The sequence below is a fragment of the Streptomyces sp. cg35 genome, assembly GCF_050410835.1.
GTDB lineage: Bacteria > Actinomycetota > Actinomycetes > Streptomycetales > Streptomycetaceae > Streptomyces.
Genome location: NZ_CP191268.1, coordinates 2,747,640 through 2,768,742, shown reverse-complemented (window position 1 = coordinate 2,768,742; position 21,103 = coordinate 2,747,640). Strand labels below are relative to the sequence as shown.

The following is a 21,103-nucleotide window of genomic DNA, read 5'->3' as shown; positions in this document are numbered from 1 at the left end:
TGCACCCCGTGCCTTCATCGTCGCTGGTCGTCACGGAGAGTAGAGGAACTATGTCCCTGAGTGACGAGACTGGTGTATCGTCCCGACTGGGGCAGCGCCGCTCAGTACGCGGCGCCGGGGACGAATGTCGGACTGCGAGGGGGGCGACGGGCGATGCACGGCCTATGGGCGAACGATCCGACGCGGCGGGGCCGCCGGCGGCTGGTCTGTCTGGCCTCACGCGCACCGATGCACGGGCGAAGTCCGGGCTGCCGCAGGAGCCATACGCACCGGGCCGGGGCCCGCGGAGGCCGCAGAAGGCACCCGCACGCCAGGCAGGGCGAGCGGGACACCGGAGCGGCCCGATGGACCGAGGCGGTCCGATGACCGCCCAGTCGACGCCGACCACCGCTCTGGGCGCCCCCCTGCATTCCGGAGGGCCGGTACCCGCCCGCGCCCCGCGGGGCGGCGCGGGCATGGGCCCCCAGCTGGCACTCACCCTGCTCTGCGCGGCCTACGCCACAGGGTCCGCGATCGGCTGGGGAAGCGACGGACTCGCCCTCTTCATGGGCGACTTCGGGCTGAGTATCGCCGCCGCCGTCGCCGCTGTATCGAACTTTCTGTACGCGCGCAGCCGGCGCAGCCGCTTTCGACCCGCCTGGCTCCTCTTCGCACTCTCCTCCCTGATGGCTTCGCTCGGTAACGGGGTGTGGGGCTGGTACGAGGTCGTCCTGCGCGCGCCCGTGCCGACCCCGAGCCTCGCCGACCTGTTCTTCCTCTGCTTCGCGCCGCCCGCGATCATCGGTCTCCTCGTCCTCGCCAAGCGGCCCGTGACGAAGGCCGGCTGGATCTGCCTCGCACTCGACGCGTGGCTCATCGCCGGATCCCTGGTCACCCTCTCCTGGAGCCTCGCCCTCGCGCACACCGCCGAATTCGAGGGGCAGAGCGTCACCCGCACCGCGCTGTCACTCGCGTACCCGCTGCTGGACATCGCGCTGGTCAGCATGGTGCTCGCGCTGCACTTCCGGCGCTCGCCCGGCAACCGCACGGCGGTGAACACCGCGATCGGCGCGCTCGCCCTGACCGTGATGTGCGACGCGCTGTTCACCTCCCCCCTGCTGCACGCCAGTTACCGCTCGGGGGAGATCCTCGACGCGGGCTGGTTCGCGGGGTCGCTGCTGCTCGCGTACGCGCCGTGGGTGGGGCCCAAGGCGGGGCCGTCGCACGAGGAGCGTCCGCAGGGACCCGGCGGGCGCTACCAGGTCAGCTACACCCGGCCCATCTCGGGTTCGCTGGCCGCGCTCACGCCGTATCTGGCCGCCGCCGTCTGCACGTTGGGGATTCTCTACAACGTCCTGAACGGGCACAGCGTGGACCGGGTGGTGCTCTTCACGGCCTGCACCGTCGTCCTGGCCCTCGTCGTGCGCCAGGGCATCATGCTCCTCGACAACATCACCCTCACCCAGGAGCTGGCGCAGAAGGAGAACCACTTCCGCTCCCTGGTGCAGGGCTCCAGCGACGTCATCATGATCGCCGCTCCGAACGGGATCCTGAGGTACGTCAGCCCCGCCGCCGCCGGGGTCTACGGACGGGAGGCGGAGGAGCTCGTCGGATCCGAGCTCGCCTCGATCATCCACCCCGAGGACCTCGGGCGCGTGGTGCACGAGGTGCGCCGGTTCCTCGCCGCGAGCCAGGTCGAGGAGCCCACCACCCGCATCGAGTGCCGCTTCCGGTCCGGCACCGGAGCCTGGCTGAACGTGGAGTCCACGATCAACCGCCACCACGGCGGCCTGATCCTCAACAGCAGAGACGTCACCGAACGGGTGCGTCTCCAGGCGCAGTTGCAGCACAACGCCGAGCACGACCCGCTCACCGACCTGCCCAACCGGGCCCTGTTCACCAAGCGGGTCGGTCAGGCCCTGACCGGACGACGGGCCACCGACCGGGGCACCGCCGTGCTCTTCATCGACCTCGACGGCTTCAAACAGGTCAACGACACGATCGGCCACCAGGCGGGCGACGAACTGCTCGTGCAGGCGGCAAGAAGGCTGGCCGACTCCGTACGTTCCGGAGACACCGCGGCCCGTCTCGGCGGTGACGAGTTCGCGGCACTGATCGTCGGCGACGGAAGTCGCGACCACACCGCCAGGGAACAGCAGATCTACGAGCTGGCCGACCGGCTCAGGATCCGGCTGTCCCAGCCCTACACGATCGGCAGCCACGACAACGTGCGCGTCGCCGCCTCCATCGGCGTCTCCTTCGCCGAGCCCGACATCACGGCGGGCGAGCTGCTGCGCAACGCGGACCTTGCGATGTACCGGGCCAAGGCCGCGGGCAAGGGCCGCGTCGAGCTGTACGCGCCCCAGATGCAGGCCGACGTGGTCCGCAAGGCCGAGCTGGCCACGCGGCTGCGCTCGGCCCTGCACGACGGCGAGTTCGCGCTCCTGCACCAGCCGATCGTCTCCCTCGACGACGGACGGATCACGGCGGTCGCCGCGCAGGCGCGCTGGCGCTCGGCGCAGGGCATCCTCTTCACGCCCGCCGAGTTCCTGCGCGTGGCCGACGACAGCGAGCGCACCGCGGAGCTGGGCCGCTGGATGCTGGAGGAGGCCGTCGAGCAGGCCGCCGAGCGCGGCCACAGCGGCCACGCGACGCCGGTCGCCGTGCGGATAAGCGCCCGCAGGCTCCTCGACCGCGCCATGCCGCTCGGCTCCATCGAGGCGCTGCTGACCCGCCACGGGCTGCCGTCGGGCGCGCTGATCATCGAGCTCGCCGACAGCGACCCGAGGGCGCCGCTGGACGAGCTGGAGCGGCGTCTCACGGCACTGCGCAGACTCGGCGTCCGCATCGCCCTGGACGGATTCGGCAGCGGCTATGCGGCGATCACCGCGCTGCGCAGGCTCCCCGTGGACGTACTGAAACTGGACAGGTCGCTCGTCGAGGGAGTCGTCGAGTCCGCGCGTCTGCACAAGATCACCAGCGGGCTGCTGCGGATCGCGGGCGACCTCGGGCTGACCTCCGTGGCCGACGGGGTGGACCTGCCCGAGCAGGTTCTCGCGCTGCGGGAGATGGGGTGCACGCACGGTCAGGGGATGGCGTTCTCCGGGCCGCTCGACGAGTACCGGCTGCGGCGCGCGCTGGCCTCGGGGGAGTACCCGGTGCCGACGGGACCGGCCGAGCCGGTGTTCGCCGGCATGCCCGCACTGCGCTCACATAATGAGACTCCCGTCCCACCCACTTGACACGCCCTGTGTGCCGGGGGGAGGGTCAATGCCATGCGCACCCGAATTCTCGTACTTGGAAAGCGCGTCGGCTGAAGCTGGGACCCACCGGTCCGCACCGGAATCCCCAGCAACCGCTCCCGGCGCGCTCCCCTCGCTTGCCCCACGGCACGAGGGGTTTTTTGTTGCACCGGCACAGGACGCAACCCGTAAGACCCCTGCACAACCCTCGCAAAAACCCTCAGCATCGAGAAGAGAATGCCGATGACCGAGCAGGCCACCGGGGCCCACCATCCGCAGCCGCGGCCCCGTTCCGGAGGACAGCAGTCCGCCCCCGTCGAGCACGTCACGGGTGCGAAGTCCCTCATCCGCTCGCTTGAGGAGGTCGGGGCCGACACCGTATTCGGCATTCCCGGCGGCACGATCCTTCCCGCGTACGACCCGATGATGGACTCGAGCCGCGTGCGCCACGTGCTCGTCCGTCACGAGCAGGGCGCGGGGCACGCCGCCACCGGTTACGCGCAGGCCACCGGCAAGGTCGGGGTGTGCATGGCCACATCGGGCCCGGGTGCCACCAACCTGGTGACGCCGATCGCCGACGCGTACATGGACTCGGTGCCGCTGGTCGCGATCACCGGCCAGGTCGTCTCCGCCGCGATCGGTACGGACGCCTTCCAGGAGGCGGACATCGTCGGCATCACGATGCCGGTCACCAAGCACAACGTTCTCGTCACCAAGGCCGAGGACATCCCGAAGGCGATCGCCGAGGCGTTCCACATCGCCTCCACGGGGCGTCCGGGTCCGGTCCTCGTGGACATCCCCAAGGACCTGCTGCAGGCGCAGACCACGTTCTCCTGGCCGCCGCAGGCGGACCTGCCCGGCTACCGCCCGGTGACCAAGCCGCACGCCAAGCAGATCCGCGAGGCCGCGAAGCTGATCACGGGTGCGAAGCGGCCCGTCCTGTACGTGGGTGGCGGCGTCCTCAAGGCGCACGCCACCGCCGAGCTCAAGGTCCTCGCCGAGCTCACCGGAGCGCCCGTCACCACCACCCTGATGGCGCTCGGCGCATTCCCCGACAGCCACCCGCTGCACGTGGGAATGCCGGGCATGCACGGTGCGGTCACCGCCGTCACCGCGCTGCAGAAGGCCGACCTGATCGTCGCCCTCGGTGCCCGTTTCGACGACCGCGTCACCGGCAAGCTGGACAGCTTCGCGCCGTTCGCGAAGATCGTCCACGCCGACATCGACCCCGCGGAGATCGGCAAGAACCGCGCCGCCGACGTGCCGATCGTCGGGGACGCCCGCGAGGTCATCGCCGACCTGATCCAGGCCGTGCAGAAGGAGCACAGCGAGGGCCAGACCGGCGACTACAGCGCCTGGTGGAAGGACCTGAGCCGCTGGCGCGACACCTACCCGCTCGGCTACGAGCAGCCCGAGGACGGTTCGCTCTCCCCGCAGCAGGTCATCGAGCGCATCGGCCAACTCGCCCCCGAGGGCACGATCTTCGCCGCCGGCGTGGGCCAGCACCAGATGTGGGCCGCGCACTACATCCAGTACGAGAAGCCGTCGACCTGGCTCAACTCGGGCGGCGCCGGGACCATGGGCTACGCGGTGCCCGCCGCGATGGGCGCCAAGGCCGGCGCACCGGACAAGCCGGTCTGGGCGATCGACGGCGACGGCTGCTTCCAGATGACCAATCAGGAGCTGACCACCTGCGCCCTGAACAACATCCCGATCAAGGTCGCCATCATCAACAACGGCGCCCTCGGGATGGTCCGCCAGTGGCAGACGCTGTTCTACAACCAGCGCTACTCGAACACCGTGCTGCACGCCGGCCCCGAGGGTGACACCCCGCCCAACAAGGGCACCCGCGTCCCCGACTTCGTGAAGCTGTCCGAGGCGATGGGGTGTTACGCGATCCGCTGCGAGCGCCCCGAGGACCTCGACAAGTGCATCGAGGAGGCGAACGCGATCAACGACCGCCCCGTCGTGATCGACTTCATCGTCCACGAGGACGCCATGGTGTGGCCGATGGTCGCCGCCGGCACCTCGAACGACGAGGTCATGGCCGCACGCGGTGTCCGCCCCGACTTCGGCGACAACGAAGACGACTGAGAGCTGTCAGGAAGCAGGGAACACACACCATGTCCACCAAGCACACGCTCTCCGTCCTGGTCGAGAACAAGCCGGGCGTGCTCGCCCGCATCACCGCACTGTTCTCACGCCGCGGCTTCAACATCGACTCGCTCGCCGTCGGTATCACCGAGCACCCCGACATCTCCCGCATCACCATCGTCGTGAATGTCGAGGGCCTCCCGCTCGAACAGGTCACCAAGCAGCTCAACAAGCTGGTCAACGTCCTGAAGATCGTCGAACTGGAGCCGGGCGCCGCCGTCCAGCGCGAGCTCGTGCTCGCCAAGGTCCGCGCCGACAACGAGACGCGCTCGCAGATCGTCGAGATCGTCCAGCTGTTCCGCGCCAAGACCGTGGACGTCTCGCCCGAGGCCGTCACCATCGAGGCCACCGGCTCCAGCGACAAGCTCGAGGCGATGCTCAAGATGCTGGAGCCCTTCGGCATCAAGGAGCTCGTCCAGTCCGGGACCATCGCGATCGGCCGCGGCTCGCGCTCCATCACCGACCGGAGCCTGCGGGCGCTCGACCGCACGGCCTGATCCACGCGTCACCGTGCTCGCATAGCGAGACCTGAAAACTTTCCGTCCTTCTCCCGCCGTACGGTGGGACGCAACACCAGCACACCAAGGAGAACCCCAGTGGCCGAGCTGTTCTACGACGACGACGCCGATCTGTCCATCATCCAGAACCGCAAGGTCGCGGTGATCGGATACGGCAGCCAGGGCCACGCCCACGCGCTGTCCCTGCGCGACTCGGGCGTCGACGTGCGCGTCGGTCTGCACGAGGGCTCCAAGTCCAAGGCGAAGGCCGAGGAGCAGGGCCTGCGTGTCGTCACGCCGTCCGAGGCCGCGGCCGAGGCCGACGTCATCATGATCCTGGTGCCGGACCCGATCCAGGCCAAGGTCTACGAGGAGTCCATCAAGGACAACCTGAAGGACGGCGACGCGCTGTTCTTCGGTCACGGCCTCAACATCCGCTACGACTTCATCAAGCCCCCGGCCGGCGTGGACGTCTGCATGGTCGCCCCCAAGGGCCCGGGTCACCTGGTGCGCCGCCAGTACGAGGAGGGCCGCGGCGTTCCGTGTATCGCGGCCGTCGAGCAGGACGCCACCGGCAAGGCCTTCGAGCTCGCCCTGTCCTACGCGAAGGGCATCGGCGGCACCCGCGCCGGCGTCATCAAGACGACCTTCACCGAGGAGACCGAGACCGACCTCTTCGGCGAGCAGGCCGTTCTCTGCGGCGGTACGGCCGCGCTGGTGAAGGCGGGCTTCGAGACCCTGACCGAGGCCGGCTACCAGCCGGAGATCGCGTACTTCGAGTGCCTGCACGAGCTGAAGCTCATCGTGGACCTCATGTACGAGGGCGGCCTGGAGAAGATGCGCTGGTCGATCTCCGAGACCGCCGAGTGGGGCGACTACGTCACCGGCCCGCGGATCATCACGGACGCCACCAAGGCCGAGATGAAGAAGGTTCTCGCCGAGATCCAGGACGGCACCTTCGCCAAGAACTGGATGGACGAGTACCACTCGGGCCTGAAGAAGTACAACGAGTACAAGACGCAGGACGAGAACCACCTCCTGGAGACCACCGGCAAGGAGCTGCGCAAGCTCATGAGCTGGGTGGACAACGAGGAGGCGTAAGCCTTCGCAGAACGGGGCCGCGGCACACGCCGCGGCCCCGTTCTCCATAGGTTGTCCACACGGTTGTCCATGGCGTCCAGCCACGGACGAGTGATCCTTCCAGGGAGGCGCAAGACGGCCTCCCGCGCGCCACTACACTGCTGAACTATTCGCGTCGGGCCCACAGCGTCGTGCGTCTTCCACGCGGCCATGCACCCACCCCTCCACCGCTTGCGGCCGTCGGGACGGCCGTCCGCATTGGGACTTGTGAGGACTCACGTGAGCACTGCTGCCAACGGCAAACCCGTCGTACTCATCGCTGAAGAGCTGTCGCCCGCGACCGTGGACGCGCTGGGCCCGGACTTCGAGATCCGCCAGTGCAACGGCGCGGACCGGGCCGAGCTGCTGCCCGCCATCGCCGATGTCGACGCGATCCTGATCCGCTCGGCCACCAAGGTCGACGCCGAGGCGATCGCCGCCGCCAAGAAGCTGAAGGTCGTCGCACGAGCCGGCGTCGGCCTCGACAACGTGGACGTCTCCGCCGCCACCAAGGCCGGCGTGATGGTCGTCAACGCCCCGACGTCGAACATCGTGACCGCCGCCGAGCTGGCCTGCGGCCTCCTCATCGCCACCGCGCGCAACATCCCGCAGGGCAGCCAGGCTCTCAAGGGCGGCGAGTGGAAGCGCAGCAAGTACACGGGTGTGGAGCTCGCCGAGAAGACCCTCGGTGTCGTCGGCCTGGGCCGCATCGGTGCCCTCGTCGCGCAGCGCATGTCCGCCTTCGGCATGAAGGTCGTCGCGTACGACCCGTACGTGCAGCCCGCGCGCGCCGCGCAGATGGGCGTGAAGGTGCTGTCGCTGGACGAGCTGCTCGAGGTCTCCGACTTCATCACCGTCCACCTGCCCAAGACCCCCGAGACGCTGGGCCTGATCGGCGACGAGGCCCTGCACAAGGTCAAGCCCTCGGTGCGCATCGTGAACGCCGCGCGCGGCGGGATCGTCGACGAGGAGGCGCTGTACTCGGCGCTCAAGGAGGGCCGCGTCGCCGGCGCCGGCCTGGACGTGTACGCGAAGGAGCCCTGCACGGACTCCCCGCTGTTCCAGTTCGACCAGGTCGTCTGCACCCCGCACCTCGGCGCCTCCACCGACGAGGCGCAGGAGAAGGCCGGTATCGCCGTCGCCCGCTCGGTGCGCCTCGCGCTCGCCGGTGAGCTCGTGCCGGACGCGGTGAACGTCCAGGGCGGCGTCATCGCCGAGGACGTCAAGCCGGGTCTGCCGCTCGCCGAGCGCCTCGGCCGGATCTTCACCGCGCTCGCGGGCGAGGTCGCGGTCCGGCTCGACGTCGAGGTGTACGGCGAGATCACCCAGCACGACGTGAAGGTGCTCGAACTCTCCGCGCTCAAGGGCGTGTTCGAGGACGTCGTCGACGAGACGGTGTCGTACGTGAACGCGCCGCTGTTCGCCCAGGAGCGCGGTGTCGAGGTCCGGCTGACCACGTCCAGCGAGTCGCCCGACCACCGCAACGTGGTCACCGTGCGCGGCACCCTCGGTGACGGCCAGGAGGTCTCGGTCTCCGGTACGCTCGCCGGCCCCAAGCACCTGCAGAAGATCGTCGCCGTCGGCGACTACGACGTGGACCTGGCGCTCGCCGACCACATGGTGGTGCTGCGCTACGAGGACCGTCCCGGCGTCGTGGGCACGGTGGGCCGCGTCCTCGGTGAGGCGGGCATCAACATCGGCGGCATGCAGGTCGCCCGTGCGGACATCGGCGGAGAGGCGCTGGCCGTGCTGACCGTCGACGACTCGGTGCCGCAGAGCGTCCTCACCGAGGTCGCCGCGGAGATCGGCGCGACGTCGGCGCGGTCCGTCAACCTCGTCTGAGGCCTGACGACCACGACGGTTTCCCGAACGGCCGAGGGCCGGGTCACCCACGGGTGGCCCGGCCCTCGGCCGTCGCGGCACGTCAGCCCGAGCTGCCGGTCTCCGGTTCGATCAGGCCCTCGCGGTAGGCGATGCCCACGGCCTCGGTGCGGCTCGTGGCGCCCAGCTTCGCGAGGATGTTGGAGACGTGGACGCTCGCCGTCTTCCCGCTGATGAACAGCTCCTCGCCGATCTGGCGGTTGGTGCGTCCCCGGCCGAGCAGCCGCAGCACGTCGCTCTCCCGGACGGTCAGGGCCGCGATCCGCTCCTCGGTGGCCGGTGCGTCGGCGAGGCGGCCCCGCCGGACCAGGTCGTCGAGCGCCTCGCGCAGCGGCACGGCGCCGAGCCGCACGGCCGTGTCCCGGGCCGCGGCCGCCTGCTCGGCGGCCTCCTCGCGGCGGTCGGCGGTGAGCAGGGCCTCCGCGAGCCGGCGTCGGCACCGGGCCAGCTCGTACGGATCGCCGTAGCCGAACGCCGTCACGGCCCGCTCCCAGGCGGCGACGTCCGGGCCGGTGGCCGCGCGTACGGCCTCGGCCTCGGCACGGGCCAGCCAGGCCAGCCCCTCGGGCCCCTGCTCGGTGCCGTCCTCGCCCTGGGCCGCCGTGCTCCGGGCCAGCTCCACGAGCTCGGTCGCGGTGTGCGCCCAGCGCCCGGCGCCCGCCGCGTCGCCGGACAGGCGGGACTCCTCCGCCGCGTCCGCGACCGCCGACAGGGCGAGCGCGGCGAGCCGGACCACGGCGTCGGGCCGGTCGGAGCCCGAGCCCTCCGTGAGCCGCTCGACCGAGGCCTCCATCTGCCGCACGCAGCCCTCGGCGTCACCGCGCAGTGCCGCGGCGTCGGTCAGCACGATGCTCGCGACGAGCGACGCCATCCAGTCCTGGGGGCCGTCGAGCAGTGCGCGGGCGCCGGTGACCGCCACGTCGAACTCGCCGCGCGCGACCGGGACGTACAGCGCGGGCGCGGTCGCGAAGCCGGACGTGGCGGTGAGCCGTTCGACGTCGGCGGCGGCCGTGCGCGTGCACTCGTCCCAGCGGCCCAGCGTGTAGAGCAGCAGGGACTGCATGTAGCGCAGTTCCACGGCGTACGGCGAGGAGAGCAGACCGGCGCGGCGGGCGCGGTCGAGGCCGTCGCCGATCCAGCCCAGGCACGCGTCCAGTTCGCCGCACTCGTAACAGCCGATCGCGAGGTTGTAGAGGGCGCGCATCTCCACCTGGAGGTTCCCGGCGGCGCGGGCCAGTCCACGGGCTTCGAGCAGTCGCTCGCGGCCCTTGGGGGTGCGCCGGTTGTGCTCCTCCAGGCCGACCAGCGAGATCGTCAAGTCGGCCTGGGCGTCGGTCAGCCGGAGCCGTTCGGCGATGCCGATCGCCTGCCCGGCGACACGCTCGGCGTCCTCGTCGCGGCCCACGTACCGGGCCGCCATGACGTAGGTCGCGGCCGCCCACACCCAGGTGCGCGAGGGCGGCTGGGCCGGGATCAGCGCGAGCGCCTCGCTGCTGTACGTGAACGCGGCCTCCAGGTTGTCGATCCGCATCAGGTTGCCCGCGAGGGTGTAGCGCACCCGCGCGGCGAGTTCGGAGTCGGCGTCCGAGCCGGCCCGCGCGAGCGCGGAGCGGGTGAGCTGGACCGCGCGATGGGGCTCGCCGGCGTGGGCGGCGGCGGCCGAGGCACGCAGGGTGAGGGTGACCGGGTCGCTGTGCTCGGGACGGGCGGACGCGTCCACCACGGACCACAGTTCCAGCGCGGTCTCCAGGTGACGCAGTTCCTCGGCGGGCGCGCGGACGCGCTGGGCGTGGTCGGCGGCTTCGAGGGAGGCCGCCAGCGCGTCGGCCAGGTCGTGGCTCTCGCGTGAGTGGTGGGCCCGCTCCGCCGCGCTCTGCGCCGAGCGGCCCTCGCCCCCGAGGAGCGCGGCGAACACCCCGTGCAGCCGGACCCGTTCGCCGGGCAGCAGGTCCGCGTACACGGCCTCGCGGGTCAGCGCGTGCCGAAAGGAGTACGTCGCGTCGTCGTCGGGCAGCAGCAGCTGGCGGCCGACCGCCTCGCGCAGCGCCGACTCCAGTTCCTCCTCCGGCAGTTGGACGGCGTCCCGCAGCAGGTCGTGCCCGACCCGCCGCCCCGCCACGGCCGCCGTGCGCAGGACCTGCTGGGCGGTCTCGGTCAGCTGGTCGATCCGGATGAGCAGCACATCGGCCAGACCGCCCAGGCCGCCGGGCACGGCGGGGGAGCCGGGGTCCTCGTCGTCGCCGGGCAGCGCGGCGAGCAACTCCTCGGCGTAGAAGGCGTTTCCCTCGGCGCGGTCGACGATGCGGCGGACCGTGCTGTCGGGGACGGGTCCGGTGCGCTGCGAGCGCACGAGCCGGGCCACGTCCGCGTCGGCCAGCGGGCGCAGTTCGAGCCGGTCGACGGCGGGCAGCCTGACCAGCTCGGCGAGCAGGGGCCGCAGAGGGTGGCGGCGGTGCAGGTCGTCCGTGCGGTACGACGCGAGGACCGCGAGGCGGTGGGGCGGGCCACCGGGGGTGGGCCGCTGGAGGACGCCCCGGCTGAGCAGGAAGCGGAGCAGGTCGCGGGAGGACTGGTCCGCCCAGTGGAGGTCCTCGATGACGAGGAGGAGCGGGGTGAGGTCGGCCAGTTCGGCGAGGAGTCCCGCGACGCCCTCGAAGAGCTGGAGGCGGCTGCCGGGGTCGGGGGCGGGACCCGTCCCGGGGGCGGTGCCGAGCAGGCGGTCCACCGCCGGGTAGGCGGCGACGGCCGGGGCGAGCCGTTCGTCGGCGGCCGCCGCGCCGAGGATCTCCGTGAACGGGAGGTACGGCAGACCCACGTCGCCGAGGTCCACGCAGTGGCCGGTCAGGACGGTCATGCCGGTGGCGGCGGCATGCGCCGCGGCCTCCGTGAGCGTGCGGGTCTTGCCGACGCCGGCGTCCCCGGCCACGAGGACGGCGCGCGGATCGCCGGCCGCGGCCCGCTCCAGCACGCCGGTGAGCCGGGCGAGTTCGTCCGCCCGGCCGATGAACGGCGTCTCGAATGTCTGTGCCACGGGCCCATCCTGGCACGCTCCGTCGTTGCCGCAGGTGGGTCCGGGTTCTCCGGTGTGCTGAGTACGGCGGTGCCGGGCGGGCCGACGCGGTCCGGCCGGCCCGGCACCTGACCGACGAGGGCGTCAGGCGGTCGCCTTCCCGCACGTCGCCGTGGCGGGAGCCGCAGGCTCGGGCGCCGCCGGCCCGGCGGCCGGGCCGGCGGCGGCAGGGGTGTTCCGCAGACCGCGGGCCGCGAGGAACGCCGCCGCCAGGAGCACCGCGATCCCCGCGAACGCCGCCATGTGCATCCCGCTGGTGAACGCCTCCCGCGCGGTGGCGAGCAGCGTCTCGGCCGCGCGGGGCGGCAGGTGCCGGGCGGCGGCCAGAGCCCCGCCCAGGGTCTCCCGGGCCGCGTCCGGCGCGCCGGCCAGGTCGTGGCGGTAGACCGCGGTGCCGATCGAGCCGAGGACCGCCATGCCGAGCGCGCCGCCGAACTCCTGGCCCGTCTCCAGGAGGGACGAGGCCGCGCCCGCCTTCTCCGCCGGGGCCGCGCCGAGCGCCAGGTCGGTCAGCTGGGAGCCGACGATGACCGCGCCGGACGCCAGCACCCCCGCTCCCGCCAGGGCGGTCCACAGCGAGTCGGTGCCGGTGAGGGCCAGCAGGCCGTAGCCGCAGGCGCTGGTCAGGAAGCCGATCGCGACGACGGTGGCGCGGTGCACGCCCCGCTGGACGAGGACCATGGAGACGGGCGCCGCGACGCCGACGAGGACGGTGGGCAGCAGGGCCCACAGAGCCGCTTCCAGAGCGCTCCTGCCGAGGACCGCCTGCAAGTACTGCGTCGTGAAGTACGCCGAGCCCATCATCGCGAACGCCGAGACGAGGTTCAGGGCGACGGCCGGGCCGAAGCCGCGGTGCTCGAACAGGGCCGGTGAGATCAGCGGCGACGCGACCGTGCGCTGGCGGCGGACGAACAGGGCCGTGAAGAGGAGTCCGACGACGAGCGAGACGACGTACTGCGGCGCGAAGCCCTCGGAGGGGATCTCCTTGATGCCGTAGACGAGCGGGAGCACGGCGGCCATCGACAGCGGGACGCTCAGCAGGTCGAAGCGGCCCGGCTCCGGGTCCTTGAACTCCGGGAGAAGAACCGGGGCGAGGACCAGGAGCAGCACCATCGCGGGGATGTTCACCAGGAACACCGAGCCCCACCAGAAGTGCTCGACGAGGATGCCGCTCATCACCGAGCCGAGCGCGACGCCGCCGGTCATGACGCCGGACCAGATGCCGATGGCCTTCGCGCGCTGCTTGGCGTCGCGGAACATGTTGCGGATCAGGGCCATGGTGGACGGCATCAGGGTCGCCCCGCCGATGCCCAGGACCGCGCGGGCCGCGATGAGCATCTCGGCGCTGTTCGCGTACGCCGCGCAGACCGACGCGGCGCCGAACGCGACCGCGCCGATCATCAGGAGCCTGCGGCGCCCGATCCGGTCGCCGAGCGAGCCCATCGTCATCAGCAGGCCGGCGAGCACGAACGCGTAGATGTCGAAGATCCACAGCTGCTGGGTGCCGGTCGGCGCCAGGTCCGCGCCGATCGCGGGGATCGCGAAGTAGAGGACGGAGACGTCCATCGAGACCAGGAGCAGCGGCAGCATCAGGACGCCCATCGCGGTCCATTCGCGGCGCCCCGCAAGGGAGTTGGAGGGCGTGGTGGTGCTCGTCGAGTTCGTCATGCCGGGAACTGTACGAGCGTCTTAAACGCTTGTCTAGTACGGGCGTATAGAACGGCTGTATGGATCGGGGGTACGGTGACCGCATGGGACATCGCGAGGATCTGCTCGAAGGCGCCAAGCGCTGCCTTCTGGAGAAGGGGTTCGTGCGCACGACCGCGCGCGACATCGTCAAGGAGTCGGGGACGAACCTGGCGTCCATCGGCTACCACTACGGCTCGAAGGACGCGCTGCTCGCGCAGGCCTACGTGGCGCTGGCCGAGACGGCCTCGGACGACTGGGGCGACGTCGGTGAACTGCCGGGCGAGCCAGGGTCGTTGGAGCGGTTCCGTGCGGTGATGTCGGGGATCACCGACAGCCTCGGCAAGCCCGGCTCCCTCTGGCACCTGAGCATCGAGCTCATCACGATGGGGGACAAGCTCCCGGCCGTACGGGAGTACTTGTCGGCGGCTCAGCGCGAGGCCGGGCGCGGCTTCATCGGCATGATCATGGGGGGCGAGGAGCCCCCCGCCGACGACCCGAGCGTGGACACCCTCGGCAAGTTCTTCTCGGTGCTGGTGCTCGGCCTCATCGCCCAGCACACCTTCGACCCGGAGTTCTCGCCGAGTGCGGATCAACTTGCCGAGGGGCTCGGGCAGTTGGCGGCCGCGATGGCCGCCGCGGACTAGGGCCGGTCCGGCAGGTCGCCGGACGAACCCCGCGCGCGGCTCCGCGATCCCGGCGACGATCTGCGAGCGGATCTGGAGGACGTCGGGCACCGGTTGCTGACGGTGCGCTGCGGTCAACGGGAGCGTGCGTTGCGGGCGTTGACGTACGCGCAGCTCGCGACGTTCCCCGATCTCGCCGAAGTGGTGCAGGGGCGGACCGCGGAGCGGCTGGGCGAGGCGCTCGCCGACCGGTTCGCGCGGCTGGTCCTCGCCGGTCGGCTGGGCGCAGCGGACCCGGCCGTCGCCGCGGAGCAGTTTCTCGCCCTGCTCACCGGCCCGATGGAGGCGCGCTCCCGTCTCGGCACCAAGGCCGTGACCGCCGCCGAGACGGGGGAGATCGCACGGGCGGCCGTCGACATCTTCCTGCGGGCGTACGGGACGGTGGGCTAGAGCCGGGGTCCTGCGGGCGTACGGGACGGTGGGTGTAGGGTCCGCGGTTTCGTTGGCAGGGTTTCCTGGCGAAACTCTGGAATCCGCGTGCGGTTGGCAACGGCAGCGTCGGTTGTTTGCTGACAATCAGTGGTCACTCCTCGGTCGAGCTCCTGACAGCGAGTGAGGTTCTATGGTCTGGTTGATCGCCGGTTTCGCTGACCTGGGGTCGGCGGCCTGCTCGCCTGACCACCCTGCGACACGGCTGCGGGGCGTGGAAGGTCCTGGAGCCTGCCGAGTTGTGATTCGTCGGCGAAGTGGACATGCCGCGGCCCCGGGTTGTTATGAGGATCTGCCCATCTCGGCCTCGGTGACAGCTAAGTTGTCGATCTATGGATCGACGCCCCATCAAGCTCGTGGTCGATGTCCTGCTCATGCTGGTCGGGACCCTGTTGGGTATCGCGACGAACTACGCGACCGGCCAGTCGGACCATGTGCCGCTGGCGCTGCGGCTGTTGCGGGACTGGTCGGCGCCGCTGATCGGCGTCGCGCTGGTGCTGCTGGTCGGGGGCCAGATCGCGCTGCACCTCCTCGATCGGCCGGCGCCGGTGCGCCGGGTGTGGAACAACGCCCAGCCGCCGTACCCGGGGCTTGAAGCTTTCACGGCGGACGACGCGGCCGTCTTCTTCGGGCGGGACCGGGAGATCGCCGAGATGGTCGGGCGGCTGCATCCGGCGGTGCCGGGGCGGGCGCAGCGGTTTGTGACCGTGGTCGGGCCATCGGGGAGCGGAAAGTCGTCGTTGGTGCGGGCCGGGCTGCTGCCGGCGCTGGCCCGGCGGCGGGGGCGCTGGGCGGTCGCGGTACCGTTCTCGCCCGGTGTGGACCCGGTCGGCACCTTGCAACGGCGGCTGGCCCAACTGCCCGACGAACGGCCAGCGTTGCTGGTGATCGACCAGCTGGAGGAGTTGCTCACCCTGTCCGGTCGCGAGGAGCGGGACGCGTTCCTCACCGCCGTGTGCGACGCGCTGCGGCGTGACCCGCGGCTGTGGATCGTGGCCACCTTGCGCTCGGACTTCCTCACCGGGTTCTTGGAGTCCGGTTTCGCCGAGCTGGTGCGTAACCCGGCCGTCGTCGGCGCACTCGCCCGGGACGCGCTGTATGAGGTCATCGAAAAGCCCGCCGAGCAGGCCGGGCTGACCTTCGCACCTGGCGTCGTGGCCCGCATGGTCGATGAATGCGGCGGAGGCGACGCGCTGCCGTTGCTCGCCTACACCCTCCAAGAGCTGTACCTGCGCGCCGGAGGGTCCGGCGGGACGGTGACCGAGGAGGCTTACCGCGCCCTCGGCGGCGTCGCCGGGGCCCTGTCCGAGCGAGCCGACCAGATCACCAGCGAGCTGGCGGACGCACCCGTGATCCCCACCTTGCTGCGTTTCGTCACCATCGACCGCAACGAAGCCACCCGCCGCCGGGTCCGTCGTACCGACCTCACCCCGCGGGAACAGGAGGTCGCCGACGCCTTTGTCGCCGGACGCCTGCTTACCGGCGACGGGGGCGTCCTGGACGTGGCGCACGAGGCGCTGTTCCGCCAGTGGGCGCCGCTGCGCCAAGCGGTCGCCGCCCGCACCGATGACCTGCGCCGCCGCACTGAGCTGGAACGCTGGGCGCAGGACTGGGACCACGCGGAGCGCCAGGACGCCTACCTCCTCACCGGGGAGCGGCTGTCTGTCGCCCGGCGGTGGCTGGCGCAGTCCTCGCGGACGGTCGGTGCGACGCTACTGGTCGAGGAGTTTGTGGACCGGTCGCTACGGGCGGACCGGGCGACGATGGAACGTGCCGCGGACGCGGTGGCCGTCCGGGCCCTCGGAAGCCTCGACACGGAGCCGGAGACCGCCGTGCTCGCCGCCCTTGCGGCGGTCGAGGAGTGCGCGGCCACACCCGGCGCGGTCCAGGCGCTGCACACGGCCCTGGGCGCCTCACGGCTGCGAGCTGTGCTGCGCGGCTTCGAACGCGGCGCGTCCGGGGTGGCCTGGTCGCCGGACGGGCTGCGGCTGGCCGTGTCTAGCGACGACGGCACCGTACGGGTGTGGCGTCTGGACCGCGACGACCAACCGGTAGTGCTTGCGGGGGACGGCGCCTGGGTACAGGGGGTGGCCTGGTCCCCCGACGGACGCAGGCTTGCGGCCGGCTGCAGGGACACCACCGTGCGCGTCTGGTCCTCCGACGCCTGGGCCGAACTGGCCGTCCTGCGCCACACGGCGGCGACCGGCGACCGGGAGGAGGGGGTCGGTGGTGTCGCCTGGTCGCCTGACGGCAGCCGCCTCGCGTCGGTCGGCAGCGACTGCGCCGTGCGGATCTGGGACGCCGACACCTACGCTGAATCCGCAGTGCTGCGCGGGCACCAGCGCATGGTCTGGAGCGTGACGTGGTCACCTGACGGGAAACACGTGGCCAGTGGCGGAGAAGACGGCACGGTACGGGTCTGGGCCGCGGCCACCGCAGCCGTCGTCACTGTGCTCACCGACCACCAGAACAACGTCGAGTCGATCCGGTGGTCGCCGGATGGCCGCTGGCTCGCTTCGGCCTCCGGTGACCGAACCATACGGATCTGGGACACCGGCAGCTGGCAGGTGCAGCGCACGCTGGAGAGCCCGGAGGTCATCAACTCCTTGGCCTGGTCACCGGACGGCACGCGCCTCGCCGGTGGTGACGCGGACCGTACGGCCTGGGTCTGGAGCCTCAATGGGGCCGAGGGCGAGGTCCGGCTCACCGGGCACGCCGACACCATCTACGGCGTCGCTTGGTCTCCCGACGGGAAGCGGCTGGCGACTGCCTCCCGCGACCGGACCACGGCCGTGTGGAACGTCACCGAAACCACCAACGTCTTCAGCGACCGCGATGGCGCGGTCCTCCGAGTCGCCTGGTCGCCCGACGGGACGTCCATCGCCTCCGTCTACCAGGACGGCTCCCTGAGCATCCGGGACTTCGCCACCGGCCGTTCGACCGGCGGGTGGCACGGCGGTGAGGTGTCCGATGCGGCCTGGTCCCCCGACGGCACCCGTCTGGTCATCGCCCTGCGCGATGGCGCGGCCGTCGTGTGGCGGGAGGACGGCAGCGACGATGACATCAACCTGGTCGGACACACCGAGGAGCTGTCCCACGTCTCCTGGTCCCCTGACGGCACCCGCATCGCCACCGGATCCCGCGACGGCACAGCCCGCGTCTGGGACGCCGCCACCGGTGCGACCGTCCACATCCTGCGGGGCCACGAGGACTGGATCGGCGGCACAGCCTGGTCACCGCAGAGCCGCTATCTCGCCACGTCCAGCACGGACCGCACCGCCATCGTCTGGGACACCACCGACGGCACGGCTGTCACCACCCTGCACGGTCACCTGGACTACGTCTGGAAGGTCCACTGGTCACCCGATGGCCGCCGCCTCGTCACCGGCTCCCGCGACCGCACGATCCGTCTGTGGGACCCCTTCGCGGGCGCCGAACTCGCCGTCCTGGCCGGCCACGAGGAGCGAGTCCAGGACGTTGCCTGGTCGCCCGACGGCACCTGCATCGCGTCCGTGTCCCAGGACCGCACGGTCCGGCTCTGGGACCCGGACAGCGCCACCCAGACCGCAGTACTCGGCGTCCACGCCGACCGGGTGAGCGGCCTCGCCTGGCACCCCGACGGCTCGCGGCTGGCGACCGCCTCCCGCGACCGCACCGTACGCATCTGGACGTTGGCCGATCACGACGTCGACGGCCTGCTGCGCCGCGCCCGCCGGCGGGTCTTCCGGGAACTCAGCGTCGAGGAGCGCCGCGCTTTCCTGCTACCTGACAGGAACTGACGCCCACGTTCGGCGCCTGCCCAGTGGAAAGGAGTGGTGTAAAGGATCGCGGACGAATCGACGCCGTAGGAACCGTGCACGTCCGACGGGCGCCGCCCGAACTCCGTACTGCCATGACGGAGACGGTACGCCGCACGGGCAGCACACACCCGGTGAAGATCGAAAGAGACCCAGTGAGTACCGCTACTGAACGTAGCCGTTGTCAACGGGACCCCGGATTTGCCAATCCACTGTCAATGAGGCGCCTTCATTGTCAGCGAAGTCGCGGATCCTAGAGTGGGCTAGAGACGCGCCGCCTTCAGCCCCATGTGGAGCAACAACCGGTCCTCGCCCTCGTCCAGGTCGAGGCCGGTGAGCTGTTCGACGCGGGAGAGGCGGTAGTACAGCGTCTGGCGGTGGATGCCGAGGGCCGCGGCCGTGCGGCCCGCCTGGCCCGCGCAGTCGAGGAACACCTCGGCGGTGTGCGCCAGCTGGCGGTGGGCGGGGGCGAGCAGCGGGGTCACCACCGGGTCGTGGGCGGCCTCCGCGGGCAGTGCGGTGAGCAGGCGGTAGGGGCCGATCGCCGACCACTGGGCGTCGGGGCCGAGATGCGGGGCGGCCAGGGCCGTGCGCGCCGCGGCCGTCGCCTCGTGCCAGGCCGCGGCGAGCTCCGCGAGGTCCGTGCGGGGCGCGCCGATGCCCGCCGCCACCGGGCCCGCACCGGCCCGCGCCCGCAGTTTCCCCGCCGCCGTGAGCGCCGGCGTGAGCACCTCCGCCGAACGCAGCCTGACCAGCAGCGCCAGACACTGGCCCGTCGCCCCCCACGGCACCGTGCACAGCGCGTCCGCCGCCGGGATCGTCCGTACGGACGGGGCGTCGTCCGGGTCGGCGGACGGCCAGGGGGCGACGCAGACCACCGTGTGCAGCCCCTCGGCGCGGCTGCCCAGCGCGGTGCGCAGCGCGGCCACCGCCATGTCCCGCTGCCAGCCGCGCTCCGCGGTCAGTACCGAGTGGAACTCGCGGGTGAGGTCGGCGCCCGCCTGCGCCTCGTCCGCCAGCAGCGCGCCGATCCGGCCCGCCACCTCCATCGCCGCGTCCAGCTGCTCCCGGGTGGGCCCCGGATCGTCGTCGAGCAGCCACACGTAGCCGAGGACGATGCCCCGGTGCCGTACGGGAAGGCAGACACGGCCGCGGTAGACCCCGGCCTCCGGCGTCGCCGGGATGCGTACCGGCTGCGTCGCGCGGGCGATGCCGAAGCCCTCGAACCAGGCCCGGACGGCCGGTGTGGAGCTGCGCGTGAGGATCGAGCGGGTGCGCACCGGGTCGAGCGCCGACGCGTCGAAGTCGGCGTCGGCCTCGCTGGCCTGCGCCCCGAAGGCGATCAGCCGGAAGTCGCGGTTCTCCAAGGTCGCGGGGGCGCCGAGCAGCGCCGAGATCTCGTCGACCAGTTCCTGGTAGTCGCCTTTCACCCCACCATTCTCACGCACCCCCCGCGTTGCTTCATACAGATGTCTGAGGTGGCGGCCACAGATGCGTGACAGCTGTCGATGGCACAGGATCGGAGGGATCCTTAGATTTCACGGTGGTTCCCCGTGCCGTACCCGCTTTGCGGTGGTTCGGCCTGTCCGCAACTCATGCTCCGTGGAGGTGCCCCGTGCTGGCTCCCCTGATCCTCGCCGCGTCGCGCAGCGACAAGATGCGCGCTTTTGTGTCGGCGGCGCCGGGCACCAAGCAGGTCGTCGACCGCTTCATCGCCGGTGAGAGCGTCGACGACGTCGTGCCCGTCATCGAGGACGCCGCCGCCAAGGGCCTGGAGGTCACCCTCGACGTCGTGGGTGAGGACATCACCACCGTCGAGCAGTCGCACGCCGCCCGCGACGCCTACCTGGAGCTGATCGGCCGCCTCAAGGACCTCGGCCTGGGCGCCCGCGCCGAGATGTCCGTGAAGCTCTCCATGTTCGGCCAGGCGCTGGAAGGCGGCCACGAGCTGGCCCTCGCCAACGTCCGCCCGGTCGTCGAGGCCGCCGCCGAGATCGGCACCACGGTCACCCTGGACGCCGAGGACCACACCACCCTCGACTCGATGTTCGCCATCCACGAGGAGCTGCGGAAGGACTTCCCGCAGACCGGCTGCGTCATCCAGGCCTACCTCTTCCGCACCGAGGACGACGCCCGCCGCCTGGCCGGGAACGGCTCGCGCGTGCGCATCGTGAAGGGCGCCTACAAGGAGCCCGCCGAGGTCGCGTACCAGGACAAGGCCGAGATCGACAAGGCGTACGTGCGGATCATGCGCATCCTCATGGAGGGGGACGGGTACCCGATGATCGGGTCCCACGACCCGCGCCTGATCTCCATCGCGCAGGAGCTCGGCCGCCGCGCCGGCCGCAAGCTGGACGAGTACGAGTTCCAGATGCTCTACGGCATCCGCAGCGAGGAGCACCTGCGGCTCGCCGCCGAGGGCCACCGGATGCGTGTCTACACCGCGTACGGCACCGACTGGTACGGATACTTCATGCGCCGCCTCGCGGAGAAGCCGGCCAACCTGCTCTTCTTCGCCCGCTCCGTCCTCACCAAGGACTGAGCCCCACCACTTCCGTAAGAC

The 21,103-nt window shown here is 71.4% G+C and carries 12 protein-coding genes; 9 read left to right on the top strand and 3 right to left on the bottom strand.

Annotated features, from left to right (window positions below; translation table 11 throughout):
- Window positions 1-362: 362 nt before the first annotated feature.
- The 5 genes from ACQUQD_RS12645 to serA all read left to right on the top strand — a co-directional run bounded on the left by ACQUQD_RS12645 (window position 363) and on the right by serA (window position 8,833).
- Window positions 363-3,221, top strand: a complete 2,859-nt coding sequence (locus tag ACQUQD_RS12645; protein ID WP_428952149.1) for a putative bifunctional diguanylate cyclase/phosphodiesterase — start codon at window positions 363-365, stop codon at window positions 3,219-3,221.
- A gap of 243 nt (window positions 3,222-3,464) precedes the next feature.
- The gene (locus tag ACQUQD_RS12640) at window positions 3,465-5,315 is read left to right on the top strand and encodes an acetolactate synthase large subunit (protein ID WP_428952148.1); all 1,851 of its coding nucleotides are present in this window, start codon (window positions 3,465-3,467) and stop codon (window positions 5,313-5,315) included.
- 29 nt (window positions 5,316-5,344) lie between these two features.
- Window positions 5,345-5,872 (top strand): acetolactate synthase small subunit, encoded by a 528-nt coding sequence (gene ilvN, locus ACQUQD_RS12635; protein ID WP_363198694.1) that lies wholly within the window; start codon window positions 5,345-5,347, stop codon window positions 5,870-5,872.
- 99 nt (window positions 5,873-5,971) lie between these two features.
- A complete protein-coding gene (gene ilvC / locus ACQUQD_RS12630) occupies window positions 5,972-6,973 on the top strand; it encodes a ketol-acid reductoisomerase (protein WP_365511181.1) in 1,002 nt (333 codons plus the stop codon).
- Between the two features lie 258 nt (window positions 6,974-7,231).
- The gene (gene serA / locus ACQUQD_RS12625) at window positions 7,232-8,833 is read left to right on the top strand and encodes a phosphoglycerate dehydrogenase (RefSeq protein ID WP_428952147.1); all 1,602 of its coding nucleotides are present in this window, start codon (window positions 7,232-7,234) and stop codon (window positions 8,831-8,833) included.
- Window positions 8,834-8,915: 82 nt separating this feature from the next.
- Here the strand turns inward: serA and ACQUQD_RS12620 are convergent, their stop codons facing one another.
- Both ACQUQD_RS12620 and ACQUQD_RS12615 read right to left on the bottom strand, forming a co-directional pair.
- Window positions 8,916-11,903 (bottom strand): helix-turn-helix transcriptional regulator, encoded by a 2,988-nt coding sequence (locus ACQUQD_RS12620; RefSeq protein ID WP_428952146.1) that lies wholly within the window; start codon window positions 11,901-11,903, stop codon window positions 8,916-8,918.
- A 123-nt stretch (window positions 11,904-12,026) separates the two neighbouring features.
- Window positions 12,027-13,610, bottom strand: coding sequence for an MFS transporter (locus ACQUQD_RS12615; protein WP_428952145.1), 1,584 nt, complete (start codon window positions 13,608-13,610; stop codon window positions 12,027-12,029).
- 83 nt (window positions 13,611-13,693) lie between these two features.
- Here ACQUQD_RS12615 and ACQUQD_RS12610 point away from each other — a divergent pair, with 83 nt between their 5' ends.
- The 3 genes from ACQUQD_RS12610 to ACQUQD_RS12600 all read left to right on the top strand — a co-directional run bounded on the left by ACQUQD_RS12610 (window position 13,694) and on the right by ACQUQD_RS12600 (window position 18,522).
- Window positions 13,694-14,275 (top strand): TetR/AcrR family transcriptional regulator, encoded by a 582-nt coding sequence (locus ACQUQD_RS12610; RefSeq protein ID WP_428952144.1) that lies wholly within the window; start codon window positions 13,694-13,696, stop codon window positions 14,273-14,275.
- Window positions 14,276-14,335: 60 nt separating this feature from the next.
- Window positions 14,336-14,704, top strand: coding sequence for a TetR/AcrR family transcriptional regulator C-terminal domain-containing protein (locus tag ACQUQD_RS12605; protein ID WP_428957537.1), 369 nt, complete (start codon window positions 14,336-14,338; stop codon window positions 14,702-14,704).
- A 371-nt stretch (window positions 14,705-15,075) separates the two neighbouring features.
- The gene (locus tag ACQUQD_RS12600) at window positions 15,076-18,522 is read left to right on the top strand and encodes an NACHT and WD repeat domain-containing protein (RefSeq protein WP_428952143.1); all 3,447 of its coding nucleotides are present in this window, start codon (window positions 15,076-15,078) and stop codon (window positions 18,520-18,522) included.
- A gap of 281 nt (window positions 18,523-18,803) precedes the next feature.
- Here ACQUQD_RS12600 and ACQUQD_RS12595 read toward each other — a convergent pair whose 3' ends face one another.
- Window positions 18,804-19,970: a PucR family transcriptional regulator gene (locus ACQUQD_RS12595; RefSeq protein WP_428952142.1), complete on the bottom strand. Its 1,167-nt coding sequence runs from the start codon at window positions 19,968-19,970 to the stop codon at window positions 18,804-18,806.
- A 185-nt stretch (window positions 19,971-20,155) separates the two neighbouring features.
- Here ACQUQD_RS12595 and ACQUQD_RS12590 point away from each other — a divergent pair, with 185 nt between their 5' ends.
- Window positions 20,156-21,082, top strand: coding sequence for a proline dehydrogenase family protein (locus tag ACQUQD_RS12590; RefSeq protein ID WP_428952141.1), 927 nt, complete (start codon window positions 20,156-20,158; stop codon window positions 21,080-21,082).
- Window positions 21,083-21,103 lie beyond the last annotated feature (21 nt).

Excerpts from the sequence above, each read along its gene's own strand:
- ACQUQD_RS12645 (WP_428952149.1), top strand. The coding sequence starts at position 363 with ATGACCGCCCAGTCGACGCCGACCACCGCTCTGGGCGCCCCCCTGCAT.
- ACQUQD_RS12640 (WP_428952148.1), top strand. The coding sequence starts at position 3,465 with ATGACCGAGCAGGCCACCGGGGCCCACCATCCGCAGCCGCGGCCCCGT.
- ilvN (WP_363198694.1), top strand. The coding sequence starts at position 5,345 with ATGTCCACCAAGCACACGCTCTCCGTCCTGGTCGAGAACAAGCCGGGC.
- ACQUQD_RS12615 (WP_428952145.1), bottom strand. The coding sequence starts at position 13,610 with ATGACGAACTCGACGAGCACCACCACGCCCTCCAACTCCCTTGCGGGG.
- ACQUQD_RS12610 (WP_428952144.1), top strand. The coding sequence starts at position 13,694 with ATGGGACATCGCGAGGATCTGCTCGAAGGCGCCAAGCGCTGCCTTCTG.
- ACQUQD_RS12600 (WP_428952143.1), top strand. The coding sequence starts at position 15,076 with ATGGATCGACGCCCCATCAAGCTCGTGGTCGATGTCCTGCTCATGCTG.